The 14111-nt window shown below is 59.2% G+C and carries 12 protein-coding genes; 7 read left to right on the forward strand and 5 right to left on the reverse strand.

Features of this window, described 5'->3' with window-relative positions:
* Positions 1–141: 141 nt before the first annotated feature.
* On the forward strand, positions 142–339 hold the full coding sequence (locus I9H09_RS14190) for a hypothetical protein (protein WP_005893264.1): 198 nt from the start codon (positions 142–144) through the stop codon (positions 337–339).
* Between the two features lie 4 nt (positions 340–343).
* On the opposite strand, the gene I9H09_RS14195 is transcribed toward I9H09_RS14190, so the two are convergent.
* Both I9H09_RS14195 and I9H09_RS14200 read right to left on the reverse strand, forming a co-directional pair.
* Positions 344–1795, reverse strand: a complete 1452-nt coding sequence (locus I9H09_RS14195; RefSeq protein ID WP_024669109.1) for an MFS transporter — start codon at positions 1793–1795, stop codon at positions 344–346.
* A 61-nt stretch (positions 1796–1856) separates the two neighbouring features.
* A complete protein-coding gene (locus tag I9H09_RS14200; RefSeq protein WP_122325083.1) occupies positions 1857–3176 on the reverse strand; it encodes an Nramp family divalent metal transporter in 1320 nt (439 codons plus the stop codon).
* Between the two features lie 277 nt (positions 3177–3453).
* Here I9H09_RS14200 and I9H09_RS14205 point away from each other — a divergent pair, with 277 nt between their 5' ends.
* Positions 3454–4872: an MFS transporter gene (locus I9H09_RS14205; protein WP_122313189.1), complete on the forward strand. Its 1419-nt coding sequence runs from the start codon at positions 3454–3456 to the stop codon at positions 4870–4872.
* Between the two features lie 33 nt (positions 4873–4905).
* On the opposite strand, the gene I9H09_RS14210 is transcribed toward I9H09_RS14205, so the two are convergent.
* Positions 4906–5130, reverse strand: a complete 225-nt coding sequence (locus I9H09_RS14210; protein ID WP_005893272.1) for a DUF6555 family protein — start codon at positions 5128–5130, stop codon at positions 4906–4908.
* 277 nt (positions 5131–5407) lie between these two features.
* On the opposite strand from I9H09_RS14210, the gene I9H09_RS14215 reads away from it, so the two are divergent.
* Genes I9H09_RS14215 through I9H09_RS14235 form a run of 5 tightly spaced genes read left to right on the forward strand, consistent with a single transcriptional unit; the run spans position 5408 to position 11365 of the window.
* Positions 5408–6859, forward strand: a complete 1452-nt coding sequence (locus I9H09_RS14215) for a UbiA family prenyltransferase (protein WP_053932275.1) — start codon at positions 5408–5410, stop codon at positions 6857–6859.
* A complete protein-coding gene (locus I9H09_RS14220; protein ID WP_122325074.1) occupies positions 6856–8172 on the forward strand; it encodes an FAD-binding oxidoreductase in 1317 nt (438 codons plus the stop codon). The genes I9H09_RS14215 and I9H09_RS14220 overlap by 4 nt, the downstream gene beginning before the upstream one ends.
* Positions 8169–8909 (forward strand): SDR family oxidoreductase, encoded by a 741-nt coding sequence (locus tag I9H09_RS14225; protein WP_122347151.1) that lies wholly within the window; start codon positions 8169–8171, stop codon positions 8907–8909. Before I9H09_RS14220 ends, I9H09_RS14225 begins: the two co-directional genes overlap by 4 nt.
* On the forward strand, positions 8906–9877 hold the full coding sequence (locus tag I9H09_RS14230; protein ID WP_122347152.1) for a lysylphosphatidylglycerol synthase transmembrane domain-containing protein: 972 nt from the start codon (positions 8906–8908) through the stop codon (positions 9875–9877). The genes I9H09_RS14225 and I9H09_RS14230 overlap by 4 nt, the downstream gene beginning before the upstream one ends.
* Before the next feature lie 57 nt (positions 9878–9934).
* Entirely contained in the window at positions 9935–11365 is a 1431-nt protein-coding gene (locus I9H09_RS14235; protein WP_122347153.1) for a DUF2723 domain-containing protein, read from the forward strand.
* A gap of 63 nt (positions 11366–11428) precedes the next feature.
* Here I9H09_RS14235 and I9H09_RS14240 read toward each other — a convergent pair whose 3' ends face one another.
* Positions 11429–13255, reverse strand: a complete 1827-nt coding sequence (locus I9H09_RS14240) for a glycoside hydrolase family 15 protein (RefSeq protein WP_236502338.1) — start codon at positions 13253–13255, stop codon at positions 11429–11431.
* Entirely contained in the window at positions 13248–14048 is an 801-nt protein-coding gene (locus I9H09_RS14245; protein WP_005893284.1) for an SDR family oxidoreductase, read from the reverse strand. The genes I9H09_RS14240 and I9H09_RS14245 overlap by 8 nt, the downstream gene beginning before the upstream one ends.
* Between the last annotated feature and the right edge of the window lie 63 nt (positions 14049–14111).

Here is a 14111-nt window from a genome sequence, read left to right on the forward strand (position 1 = left end):
GCCGCTGCTACCTGATAAATTTATTTAAGCCAGGCATTAAAGAAACCTGTTCAGGTTGCCGACAAATCGTGTTGGCAGGCTCGGTGGAGTCGCTCATTTATCAGGCTAGTGCGCTCGGATGCGACCTAATGGGGAACATCCGTGCAGATTGAGCAGTTGAAAGATATCCAGGCCTACGTACAGCGTACCGCCGACGACCTTGAACGCGTCTCGGCCAACATGGCCGGGCATCTGTTGTACCTTGAACGTACGTCTCGTCCGCATGAAGCACGAGAAGTCAACGAGCGCATCATCGGTTTACAAGCATCGGTAGACGGCCTTCGCGGCGTGTTCATCTGACGATCTACCGATCTCCGGCCTGCGACAACGGCCTCGCTACTTCCTCCAGAGACTTGCGTTCAGCGGCCGCGCCCCAGATCGACTGCACAACGGCCGCCAGCAGCATCAACCCCGCCCCGACAAGATAACCAATCAGCACATTGCTGCGTTCGCCGGTGTCGATCAGTTCACCAAACAGCGTCGGCCCGATCATTCCGCCCAATCCGGTGCCGAATGCATAAAAAACCGCGATTGCCAGGGCGCGAATTTCCAGCGGGAAGGTTTCGGCCACAGTCAGGTAAGCCGAGCTGGCAGCCGCCGAAGCAAAGAAGAAAATCACCATCCAGGCGATGGCTTGCTGAGTGACGTCCATAAGCCCTTGCTGGAACAGGTAACCGCTTATTGCCAACAAGATGCCGGACACGCCGTAGGTCAGGCTGATCATCACTCGCCGCCCGATCACGTCAAACAACCTGCCCAGCAACAGCGGCCCGCAGAAATTACCCAGCGCAAGAGGCAGCACATACCAGCCCACTCGCTCTGCGGGCACGCTGTAGAAATCTGTCAGCACCAGTGCATAGGTGAAAAAAATCGCGTTGTAGAAAAATGCCTGTGCGGTCAGCAATGTGAGGCCAACCAGCGAGCGCTGTCGAAACGTCACCAGCAGCGTTCGGGCGACTTCGCCGAGCGGCGTATGGTCTCGAACATGCAGGCGCAGGGGCTTGCCCTCGACCGCTGACAATGTGTGGCCCTGACGTTGTAGATCCGCTTCGATCTGCTCGACGATTCTCTTCGCTTCGGCCGATTGTCCGTGAATCAGCAACCAGCGCGGGCTCTCCGGAAGCCACAGGCGCATCAACAGCACCAGTAGCCCCAGCACTGCGCCAATTCCAAAACACAGGCGCCAGCCCAGCTCCGCGCCCAGCCATTGCGGGTCAAGTAACACAATCGAGCCGATCGCCCCCAATGCTGCGCCGAGCCAGAACGTGCCGTTGATGGTCAGGTCAACCCAGCCTCTGTAGCGCGCCGGGGTGAACTCCTGGATGGTCGAATTTATAGCCGTGTATTCGCCGCCGATGCCCATGCCGGTCAGAAACCGAAACAGCATGAAGCTCCAGAAACTGAACGAGAAAGCCGTCGCCGCAGTAGCGCCGACGTACAGCAGCAGGGTGATGAAGAACAACTTGCGACGCCCGAGGCGGTCGGCCAGCCAGCCGAAGAACAGCGCGCCCAGCACCGCGCCGGCGATATACGCTGCCCCCGCCAGGCCTATGTCGCTGTTGGTGAGGTTGAGCGCCGGGCTGGCCTTCAAGGCCCCTGCCACCGAACCGGCAAGGGTCACTTCCAGGCCGTCGAGCAGCCAGGTAATGCCCAGAGCCACCACCAGCAAGGTGTGAAATCGCCCCCACGGCAGGCGATCCAGACGGGCCGGTAGATCAGTCTCGAACACGCTTGCAGTGTCGCGGGGTGTGTTCATGTCCGGGTTTCCTCACGGCTGACGGTGGTCTCAAGTTGAGAGTCGCTTGCTCTGCCCGAGTTCAGATGATCCAGAACCACAGCAACGTCAAGTTGGCCGCAGAGATCAACCCGAACAGGCCCCAGGCAGCGGTTTTTACCAGGCGGCTGTTGACGAACGGCCCCATCAGCTGCGGATCGCTGGTAAAACGGATCAGCGGCCACAAGGCGAATGGCAGTTGCAGACTCAATACCACCTGACTGAGCACCAGCATTTTGCCGACCGAGCCGTCTCCCAGCCAGATCACCCCGATCAACGCCGGGATCAGTGCCAGTGCACGAGTGATGAGGCGCCGCTGCCAGCAAGGGATCTTCGTCTGCAGAAAGCCTTCAAGCACCACTTGCCCGGCGATGGTGCCGGTAAACGTCGAGCTCTGCCCCGCTGCCAACAATGCCACGCCGAACAGTACGCTGGCGATAGCGCCCCCTACCAGCGGATCGAGCAGGTGATAAGCATCCTGAATCTCGACCACCTCCGTATGGCCGGTGGTGTGGAAGGCTGCTGCAGCGAGGATCAGAATCGCGGCGTTGATCAGCAGCGCAAGACTCAGTGAACCGACAGTGTCCAGTCGCGCGTAACGAATGGCGCTGGCCTTGCTGACCAGGTCCGAACCATTGACCCGGGTCTGGACCACCGAGGAATGCAGATAAAGGTTATGCGGCATGACTGTGGCACCCAAGATGCCGATGGCAATGTACAAAGGCTCCTGGCTGCTCAGCACATCCCAGCTCGGCCGCAGACCGGCGAAGACATCCGGCCAGAATGGCTTGATCAGAATCAGCTCGATGGTAAAGCAAGTGGCGATGGTAGCGATAAGCCCGAGGACAATGGCCTCGAGACGCCGAAAGTTGGCGCCCTGCAAGGCCAGCACGATCAGCGTATCGAAAGCGGTCAGCGCTACACCGGTGGTGATAGAGACACCCAGCAGCAGATGAAACGCCAGCGCAGCGCCCAGGACTTCGGCCAGGTCGGTGGCGATAATCGACAACTCTGCCAGCAACCACTGACCTGTGGCGACGTTACGGCTGTAGCGAGCGGCAGACAGCTGCGCAAGATCTCGTCCGGTCGCAATGCCAAGGCGGGAACACAGGTTTTGCAGCACCATACCCGACAGGCTGGCCAGTACCACGACAAACAGCAACGAGTAGCCGAAACGCGAGCCCGCCTCGATGGCGGTCGCCCAGTTGCCGGGGTCCATATAGCCGATCGACACCAGCAGGCCAGGGCCAACGAACAGCATCATCTTGCGCAGCAAGGATGCGTTGGGCGGAATGCTGACGCTGTCAGTCGTTACCGAGGGACAGAAAGGCGCTGTAGCGGTGGTGGGCAATTTGTACGTCACGGGAACCCGACAGGTAGAAAGCGAGGCCTTCATCCTAAGGTTTTGCGACACATGTTGATACATCCTTCGCAGCGTCGCACTGCACTTCGCTGGCGGTGCTGACGGGCGGCCAATCGGCTCAACCTGAGCAGTAAAAACAGGAAATCAGAAAACCAAGAGTGCTAACGATTAAACAATCATTCATTCAGAAAACACCCGTTGAAGCATTCAGAAACAAAATAATGCAAATCATCAGTAGTACCATCCAGATTCCAACAAGAACTCAGGATGCTCACCGATGAATTCATCACTCCAGACAGGCGTCTCGGTCAGTGACCCAACAAGAGCCGCCTCGATTTCGGCGCGCATCGACCGCCTGCCGGCGGTTGCGACGATATGGCGACTGGTTGCCCTGCTTTCCATCGCCGGATTCTTTGAGCTTTACGACCTGTTCCAGACCGCCTATATCAGTCCGGGGCTGGTTCGCGACGGGATTTTCGCCACGGGCAATCAAGGCCTGTTCGGGTTTTCCGATCAGGCGGCTTTTGCCTCTGCCACCTTTCTCGGGCTGTTTCTGGGCGCCAGCCTGCTCAGCCCTGTTGCCGACCGATTAGGGCGCAGGACAATCTTCACCTTCGCATTGATCTGGTACACGGTTGCCACCGTGATCATGGGCCTGCAAACCTCTGCCCTGGGCGTTATAGCCATGCGTTTTGTGGTCGGCATCGGCCTGGGCGTCGAACTGGTGACCATCGACACTTATCTCGCGGAACTGGTGCCCAAGCGTATTCGCAGCTCTGCGTTCGCCTTCACCTTTTTCATTCAGTTCCTGTCAGTCCCAACCGTTGCGCTCATGTCATGGTGGCTGGTGCCTCTGTCGCCGTTTGGTTATTCCGGCTGGCGTTGGGTGGTGATCGGCAGCGCAGTGTTTGCCCTTTTTGTCTGGTGGTTGCGCTCGGCATTGCCCGAATCACCTCGCTGGCTGGCGCAGCAAGGACGTTACGACGAAGCCGAACGAATCATGGACGGTATCGAAGCGCGCTGCGTCAAAGACCACGGCAAGCCGCTGGATCAACCGGAACCGCAGAACGTGGCACTCGAAGGCAAAGGCCGCTTCTCAGATATCTGGCAACCGCCTTACCGTCGGCGCGCCGTCATGCTGATCGTGTTCCACGTCTTCCAGGCAATCGGCTTCTTCGGCTTCGGTAACTGGCTGCCCGCGCTGCTTTCCGGTCAGGGCCTCAGTGTCACCCACAGCCTGGGCTATGCGTTTGTGATCACGCTGGCCTACCCGCTGGGTCCGCTGTTGTTCGTGAAGTTTGCCAACCGGTTTGAAAACAAATGGCAGATCGTGGGATCAGCGCTCGGAGCGATGATTTTCGGCAGCCTGTTTGCGTTTCAGAGCAGCGCCGCAGGACTGGTCTTCTGCGGAATCATGATCACGTTCTGCAACGCATGGCTGAGTTTCAGTTACCACTCGTACCAAGGCGAACTGTTCCCGACCAATATACGCGCCCGGGCGGTAGGCTTCTGCTACTCGTTCAGTCGCCTGTCTACCGTGTTCAGCAGCCTGCTGATCGGCATATTCCTCGATCACTTCGGCACGCCGGGCGTGCTGGGCTTCATTGTCATCAGCATGTTGATCGTGATCATCACCATCGGTCGCTTCGGGCCGCGCACACGCAACCTGGCGCTGGAGCAGATAAGCAGCCGCTGACGTCAGGCGGGTGACATCAATACGTGGAGTGGCTCAGGCCTGAGCCCACTCCACGTCAGTGACACCGAAGTGCTCGGCATAGGGTTTGGACACGCGCTGGACTTTTTCCAGGCGGTATTTGGGGATGCGTGCCAGACCTGCGTCCACACTCGCGTGGTGCCACGCCTCTGCGTTATCCATGTTCTCGGTACGTATGTAAAAGCTCTTGAACGAACCGTTTAACAGATAATCAATGCGGTAGTGCTTTGGAAGTGCCATTGAAAGTCTGATCCTTTTTCAGCAGTGACTTGAGTATAGGTGACTCAAACCGACGCCGGAAATTCACTCTTTTTTGGATCCGCACGACCGGCGTACACAGCCTCCATATCAATCACTCGCCATCCATCAATAGTCATCAAGCATCGTCGGCGCTGAAGCAGACACGTTCTCTGGCGTCATCGGCACGGCTATATTGCTGATGGTCTTTAACTTTTTTGTCGTGGTGAATGTCCGCTTTCGTCCCATAGTGCGCTCACTTTCAAAGGAGCGACTATTCATGTCCGGCATTCAGGGAAGAATTCTTGAGGTTCACCCTCCGCTGGTGGTCGACCTCGACGGCACATTACTGTCTTCGGACATGCTGTTTGAAACGGCGATGGCATTCATACGCCATCACCCGCTGCAGGTGTTGCGGATTTTTGCCTGGCTGCTGCGAGGCAAGGCGTCGCTGAAACAAGGGCTGGCGCTGGGCACCGATATTGATGTGACCTTGCTGCCGTACCACGCAGCGGTCATTGACTACATACAAACCCAACGCCAGAGCGGACGTCTGGTGGTATTGGCAACGGCCTGCCATGACACACTTGCCAGCCGAATAGCCACGCACCTGCAACTGTTCGATCAGGTCTTGGCCTCGGATGGCCTGATCAACCTCTCTGCCCATCGCAAACGCGATCTGCTGGTCAGCCTCTACGGTGAAGGCGGCTTTGACTACATAGGCAACTCGCGGGATGACCTGTGCGTCTGGAAGGTTTCGCGCCAGTCTATAGTTGCCAGCCCGCTGGCAGGCGTAGAGCGCAAGGCACGCGCGCTGGGTAATGTCGCTCAGGTCATCAAAACCGCATCGACGCGGCGGCACGCCTGGTTTAAAGCGCTTCGCCTGCACCAATGGATGAAAAACACCCTGATTTTCGTGCCGCTACTGGCCGCCCACCAACTCCAGAACCCACTGTTGATGCTTGACGGCTTACTGGCATTTTTATGCTTCGGGCTGTGTGCTTCAAGCGTCTACCTGCTCAACGATCTCCTCGATCTGGCAGACGATCGACACCACCACAGCAAGCGCCTGCGTCCGTTCGCCAGCGGCCAACTGTCGATAAAGTCCGGCCTGGTCGCGATCCCGCTATTGCTGGCGGCTGCGTTCGCGGGCGCAATGCTCACATTGCCGTGGCAGTTTTCGGCCGTGCTGGCAGCTTATTACCTGTTGACGCTGGTTTACTCGCTTTATCTGAAGCGGCATATGGCAGTGGATGTCATCGTTCTGGCGATGCTCTACACCACCCGCATCCTTGCAGGCGCTGCGGCGTTTCAGTTACCCCTGACGTTCTGGATTCTGGCGTTCTCGATGTTTCTGTTTCTCAGCCTTGCGCTGGTCAAACGCTACGCCGAACTGCGTGACGCCCGGATGCGCAATCTGACCAGCAGGACACGCGGTCGCGGCTACTACCCCGGCGATCTGGAGATGATCGCCTCATTGGGAGCGTCGTCGGGCAATCTGGCCGTCATGGTTCTGGCGCTGTACATCCATGAAGGCGCAACGTCGGCCCTTTACCAGCACCCACATGCGATCTGGCTGGCATGCCCCCTGTTGCTGTTCTGGATAACCCGGATCTGGATGCTGACTCATCGCGGCGAGATGAACGAGGACCCGGTGGTGTTCGCGATTCGCGACCGGGTGAGCCAAGGCATCGGATTTCTGTTCCTGACTGTTTTCTGGGTCGCAGCATGAACGCACCTCTCTATTCATGGGGTCGCTACCCGCTCATTCCGCAGCAAGGTCACGCATGTGAAGCGATAGAGCGCTTGCCCACACATATTGCCGACATCATTGGCCGCCATCGCAGCAGCCTGCCGTTCGGCAACGGACGCAGTTACGGCGACAGCTGTCTGGCCGCCAGTGATCATGTGCTGGACATGCGCCGACTGGACCGCTTCATTGCCGCCGACTGGCAGACCGGCATGGTCCGACTCGAAGCGGGCATGACCTTGTCGCAACTGCTCGACGCAGCCATACCGCATGGCTGGTTTCTACCGGTCACCCCCGGCACCCGATTCGTCACACTGGGCGGGGCGGTTGCCAACGACGTTCATGGCAAGAACCATCATCGACGCGGGACATTCGGCTGTCACGTCAAGCGCTTCGGGCTGATCCGCCAAGGCGAGCCGCCGATGATCTGTTCAGCGCAGGAACACCCGCGATTGTTCGCCGCAACCATCGGCGGCCTGGGCCTGACCGGGGTGATCAACTGGATCGATCTGCAACTCATGCCTGTCCGCACCAGCCAGATTGATAGCTGCGTCGTGCGCTTTGCCAACCTGAAAGAGTTTTTCGCTTTGTCCCAGACTCTGGACGCCCGACACGAATACAGCGTGGCGTGGATCGACTGCCTGGCCAAAGGCAACAACAGCGGGCGCGGGGTCTACATCGTCGGCGACCATGCCGGTTACGGTTCGCTGCTGGCAACGCCGCGCCGCGCACTGAGCATGCCGTTCATGCCACCGTTTTCCCTGGTGAACAACTTTTCACTGCGCGCTTTCAATTCGATGTACTGGCATGCACATCCACGCCGATCCACGCCAAGGCGCTGCAGCCACGAATCTTTTTTCTACCCGCTGGATCGCCTTCATCACTGGAATCGCCTGTATGGCCGCAACGGTTTTCAGCAATACCAGTGCGTGATCCCGGAAAATTGCGCCCCACAAGCCATTCAGGCGTTGCTCGATGTTATCGCCGCTTCGGCGCGGGGATCTTTTCTCGCGGTGCTCAAGCGCTGCGGCGACATCGTCTCACCGGGGTTGTTGTCATTTCCGATGCAAGGCACCTCGTTGGCGCTCGACTTTCCGCAGACCCACGATCTGGCCGGTTCTCTGTTCCCGCGCCTGGACGCTATCGTCCGGGAAGCCGGCGGACGCCTGTACCCGGCCAAGGATGCCCACATGAACGGTAGCGATTTTCGTTTGGCCTACCCAGCCTGGGAGCAACTGGAAGCCCTGCGCGACCCTTCCCTGATGTCCCGCTTCTGGAAACGAGTGATGCCATGAAACGAATCCTGATCATTGGAGCGACCTCTACCATCGCCCACGCCTGCGCTAGGCTCTGGGCAGTGCAAGGTTGTGATTTTTTCCTCGTCGCACGCAATGTAGAAAAGCTGGAAAGCAACGAAGCCGACCTCAAGGCTCGTGGTGCCGGGAGTATCATGCTGCACCCCATGGACGCTACGCACTTTGCCGAACACCCGGCAATGCTCGACGCATGCCTGAAGGCCTTCGGCCAGATCGACATTGTGCTGATTGCACATGGCACCTTGCCCGACCAGCGCGCGTGCGAACAAGACGTTGCCCTGGCGCTGCAGGCTTTCATCACCAACAGTGTTTCAGTGATCGCGCTGCTGACCCTGCTGGCCCGGCATTTCGAAATACAGCGCTGCGGCACACTGGCGGTGATCTCTTCGGTGGCTGGCGAGCGCGGCCGCCCTTCCAACTACCTTTACGGTTCGGCCAAGGCAGCAGTCACCACGTTCTGCGACGGGCTGGACGCGCGTATGTTCAAGATCGGTGTGCGTGTGCTGACCATCAAGCCCGGTTTTGTCGATACCCCCATGACCCAGGGTCAGAAGTTGCCTGCCGCGCTGGTTGCGCAGCCTGAAACGGTTGCCAGATGCATCTTCGCGGGGATTGAGCGTCAATCAGGCAGTCTTTACGTACCGGGCTACTGGGCCTGGATCATGTGGGTGATCCGCTCGATACCGCGAGCGCTGTTCAAAAGGCTCGACCTGTGAGCAGTCTGTCGGCGCTGTCAGGATGGCGTTATAGGGCGGTATTGCTGTCAGTGGTCGGCTCTGCGCTGGGGTATCTGGGGTTTTCCCTGTGGGGCGGCTGGCAGGCGGTGAGCGAGGCGGCCGCCAAGGTCGGGCTGCTCGGCATTGGCGCGGCATTGCTGATGTCCGCGCTCAATTACGGCCTGCGCTTCGGCCGCTGGCAACTCTACCTTCAGGTCCTGGGGCATCCGCTCGCGTGGCGACACAGCCTGAGCATTTATCTGGCGGGCTTTGCCTTGACCACGACGCCTGGCAAGGCCGGCGAAGCCTTGCGCGGCGTGTTACTCAAACCGCTGGGCGTGCCCTACCCACACAGCTTTGCCGCTTTTTTCAGCGAGCGCCTGTCCGACTTGCTGGCCATCGTGCTGCTGACGTTGTTCGGCTTGTCGTGGTATCCGCAAGCGCAAACAATCATCGTGCCTGGCCTGATATTGGTACTCGCCGTCCTGCTGGTCCTGTCTCAACGCCCTTTGCTGCGACGCCTGCGGGGTTTGATACCGGCGGCCAGCGGCACACGACGGCACAGACTGTGGCGGCAAGTATTCGACATGTTGATCGCGGCGCGCCAATGCCTGCGCTGGGACGTACTGCTGACGGCCAGCTGGCTAAGCCTGATCGCCTGGAGCGCCGAATCACTGGCGTTCTACTGGATGCTTGGCTGGCTGGGCGCCCAGATCCCCCTCACGTTTGCCGTGTTCACTTACGCATTGGCGATGCTCGCAGGCGCAGTGAGTTTCATGCCTGGCGGCCTGGGCAGTGCCGAAGCGGTCATGGTCGGACTGCTGATTTTCAAAGGCATGCCAAGCGCGGATGCCGTTGCGGCAACGCTACTGATCCGCCTGGCGACCCTGTGGTTTGCGGTGGCCATCGGGGCGGCGATGCTGTCCCGGTTCAAAGACGCTGCACAGGTGCCGGAGCGTCAGCCCTGACGCCGCCAAGTGATCGTTTCCCGTTTTTCTGTTCACCTCAAGGAGGAGTTTTATTCAATGCCTGCCGATACTTCACGCGCATCAATCATCATTCCCATGGTTCTGCTATGCCTCGCCATTGCAGCGAGCTTTCTGGCTTCCAGCGGGCCGGTGCAATGGATGGACAACGGCATGTTTCTGGCCAATGCCCATGAGGGGCCGTATTTCAGCCAGTCGCTCGGACCACTGGAGCATCCGCTTTATCAGTTGTTCAATGCCGTATTTTTGACTTTGTTCGGAGCTACGCCGCTCAGCCTGCTGAATTCTATGATTTTGCTGCCACTCGCCTGGGTCATCTATCGACTGGCCCTGAACGTCGGTGCAGGGCCTCGTCAGGCCGTACTTGCCGCGGTGGCGACACTGCTCGCCCACGGAGTTTTCTGGGTCTCGACCAAGGCGGAGGTCTACCTGCTGCACACCCTGCTCGTGCTGCTGACATATGCGTTGCAATTTCACGACAGCAGCCGGCTGACACCGTTGAAAAAACTATTCATGGTCGGCGTTCTGACCGGCATGGCCGCCTCGATCCACCAACTGACCTTTGTGGTCCTGCTGCCGTTGTACGTGCAAATTCTGTATCAGCACAAAGCTCTGGCGCTGATCACACTGCCCGGCTTCCTGCTGGGCTTTGCGGCAGCGGCCTTTGCTGTGATCAATGATCTGAACGCAGGCTCGGGGCTGCTGGAGATCGCCCGTCGTTATCTGACAGGAGCATCCTCGACTCTCGCTGGCCCGGAATGGGAGGGCAGCCTGCTGCGCTTCGACCAACTGTTACAGGAAAAAACCTCGGTAGTGCTGTTGCTGCTATCGCTGATCGGACCTCAGCTGGCGGGTCTGGTGCTGTTTCCCAAGGGCAGTCGGTTACGCTTGCTATGGACCGCGGCACTGCTGAACCTGGTATTCGCCATTTCCTATAACGTCACCGACCGCTTTACTTTTTTCCTGCCTGGCATAGCGATGTTGAGTGTCCTTGGCATGATTCAACTGCGGCGCCTGTTGCCCCGCAACGCTGCTCGCGGGGTCCTGCTCAATCTTTCAGTGTTGTCCGCGCCTGCGGTGATCCTTCTGGCCTATGCGCTTTACGCCAATGGCGTCATCCAGCTGCCTGCGCATACCGAAAAGCTGCCGATGCGAGACGACATTCATTATTTCATGGTGCCTTATCTGCGTGATCGATCTGCCGAACAGTTCGTGCACGCCTACGAAGAGTCGGTGCCGGAGGGCGCGCTGCTGATCGCCGACTGGACGCCCATGGGTGCGCTGCGCTCAGCTCAGGCCGTGGGACTGCTGAGCGGGCGCGAGCTGGCGATGTGCGGCGATGCCGTCGACACGCGCAAGTACCTGAATGGCCAAGGCGCGTACCTGACTAGACTGAGCCATTGCGAAACATATGCCGAAGATTATCGACTGGAAAAACAGTCGGTCGGCTACGTTCTACGCCCTAAGTAACCCGGTGTTGGCGGGCGATGGACGCTGTACCACACAGTGCCTTTTCGAAAACGCTCGGTACACTCAAGGCTGCCAGAGCGCCTGCCCGCCTCCCAGTTTGCGGTCCAGAAAACTGGCCGCGCTGATCAGCGCCAGATGACTCAAGGCCTGCGGTGTGTTGCCCAGATGCCGCGCGTGACTGTTGAACTCTTCGGCATACAGCCCCAACGGGTTGGCGTAACGCAGCAGTTGCTCGAACTCCAGATGCGCCTGCTCGACCCGCCCGGCACGGGCCAGGCATTCCACGTACCAGAACGAGCAGGCCACGAAGGCGCCCTCTTCGCCCGCCAGGCCGTCATCATGATCGTCGTCGTTGCGGTAGCGGAATACCATGCCATCGCGCACCAGCGCTGCTTCGATGGCATCCAGCGTCGCCAGCCACTTCGGATCATTGGCCCCGACAAAGCGCACCAGCGGCATCAGCAACATGGACGCATCAAGGTTGCGGCTGCCCTTGTGTTGCACAAAGTGGCCCAGTTCTTCGTTCCAGAAGTTCTCCCAAATGTCGTTCTGGATATCTTCGCGCACCTTGTTCCAGCGTTCGAAAGGCCCCGACAGCGAACGTTTCAAGGCCAGGCGCAGAGCACGATCCAGCGCCACCCAGCACATCAGCCGAGAATGCAGAAAGTGCTGATCGCCGCCGCGCATTTCCCAAATGCCCACATCGCGGTCATTCCAGTGCTCGCACACGTAATCTACCTGACGCACCACATGTTTCCAGCCTTCATGGGAGATTGCGTCACCGTACTTGTTGGCCAGGTAAACGGCGTCCATCAGCTCGCCGTAGATGTCCAGCTGGACCTGCTCGTACGCTTCATTACCAATACGCACTGGTTGCGCACCGCCGTAGCCGGAGAGGTGATCGAGATGTTCTTCGGGCAGCTCGGCATGGCCGTCGAGGGCATACAGAATGCCGAGCTTCTCGGTCTGTTCGCAGCAGTCATCCAGGCGCCCACGCACCCAGCCCATGAACGCATTGGCTTCTTCGGTGTAGCCCAGGCGCATGAACGCATAAACGGTGAACGATGCGTCACGGATCCAGGTGTAACGGTAATCCCAGTTACGTTCGCCACCCTCGGTTTCCGGCAGCCCAAATGTCGCTGCAGCGACGATGCCGCCATGCTTGCGAGAGGTCAGCAGCTTGAGCGCCAGCGCCGAACGGGTAACCATTTCACGCCAGCGGCCCTTGTACTGCGACTGGCCAGCCCAACGACGCCAGAATTTCAACGTGTCGTTGAAATAACGCGAGCACTTGCCCGCTGCGACATTAGGGTCGTCGATACCGCCAAGAATGAACTCGATGGTCTGGCCTTTGTGCATATGAAACTCAGCGACCGCGTCCTGATCCTGCAGATGCAATGGCGTGGCGGCCGACAAGCGCATGCCCGGCTGCCCCTCTGCCTCGAAACAGACGTCCTGGCCGTCGATGCGCGCGGTGGTTTCAGCGCGGCTGTAGTCCATGCGCACGCGGCAGCGCATGCGGATCGTCGCCTCGCCAAAACGCACCTGCACGCGACGTACGATACGCGGCAGGTCTTCCTGATCTTCGCCAATCGGCATCAGGTCAGTGACTTCCACCACCGCGTCTTCGGAAATCCAGCGGGTTTGTAGCACGTTGGTGTCGGGCAGGTAAATCTGTAGCCTTCGCGCATCAGGCAAATCCGGCGCCAGCTGAAAGATTCCGGCGTCATTGGTGTCGAGCAGCGCGGTAAAGATCGACGGGCTGTCGAAGTCCGGCCAGCAACAGAAGTCGATACTGCCGGTGTCGGCGATCAGCGCTGCACTGCGCATGTCACCGATGATGCCGTGATTCTCGATGCGGTTCTGCGCCTCTTCCGGAAAGTCAGCCATTGCCACGAAACTCCGGGTAAAGGGTCATACCACCGTCGATGAACAGGGTAGTGCCGTGGACATAATCGGATGCATCGGAAGCCAGCCAAAGGACCGCGTTGGCAACGTCTTCCGGCTCGCCGATGCGGCCGTAGGGAATCAGCTTGAGCATTTCCTTCTCGGCATCACCTTTACGCGCGTCGGCATTGATCGGCGTGCGGATCGCACCCGGCGCAACACTGTTGACGCGAATCTTCAGTTCGCCGACTTCCTGGGCGATGCTGCGCATCAGCAGGTCGACGCCGCCCTTGGACGCTGCGTAATTGACGTGCCCGGCCCAAGGGATCAACTGGTGGACCGAACTCATGTGAATGATCTTGCCCATCGCCCTGGACACATCGGGGCGCATGCCCTGCTTGATGAACTGGCGCAACGCGGCGCGGGCGCAGAGAAACTGCCCGGTCAGGTTGACATTGATGACCGTGTTCCAGTCGTCCAGGCTCATGTCGACGATGGACGCATCTTTTTGCAGACCGGAATTGGCGACCAGAATATCCAGCGTACCGAAGTGCTCAATGGTCTGGGCGAACATCCGCTCGACATCTTCCTCTTTCGACACGTCGGCCCCGATCGCCAGGGCACGGCCACCCGCAGCGCGAATTTCTTCGGCCAGCTTCTCGGCAGGTTCAGCCTTGGAGTTGTAGTTGATGACCACTGCAGCGCCAGCGTCGGCCAGCGCCCTTGCGGCACCGGCACCCAGTCCGGAACTGGCACCGGTAACGATTGCGACTTGTTGCTTGAGAGAGATATGCATCAGGGTTCAGCCTCGGAGTAAGCACCTAGTGCTGACTGGCGAGGCTGACGGGAAGTTCAGTGC

It is taken from the genome of Pseudomonas tremae (genome assembly GCF_023278125.1).
Lineage (GTDB): Bacteria > Pseudomonadota > Gammaproteobacteria > Pseudomonadales > Pseudomonadaceae > Aquipseudomonas > Aquipseudomonas tremae.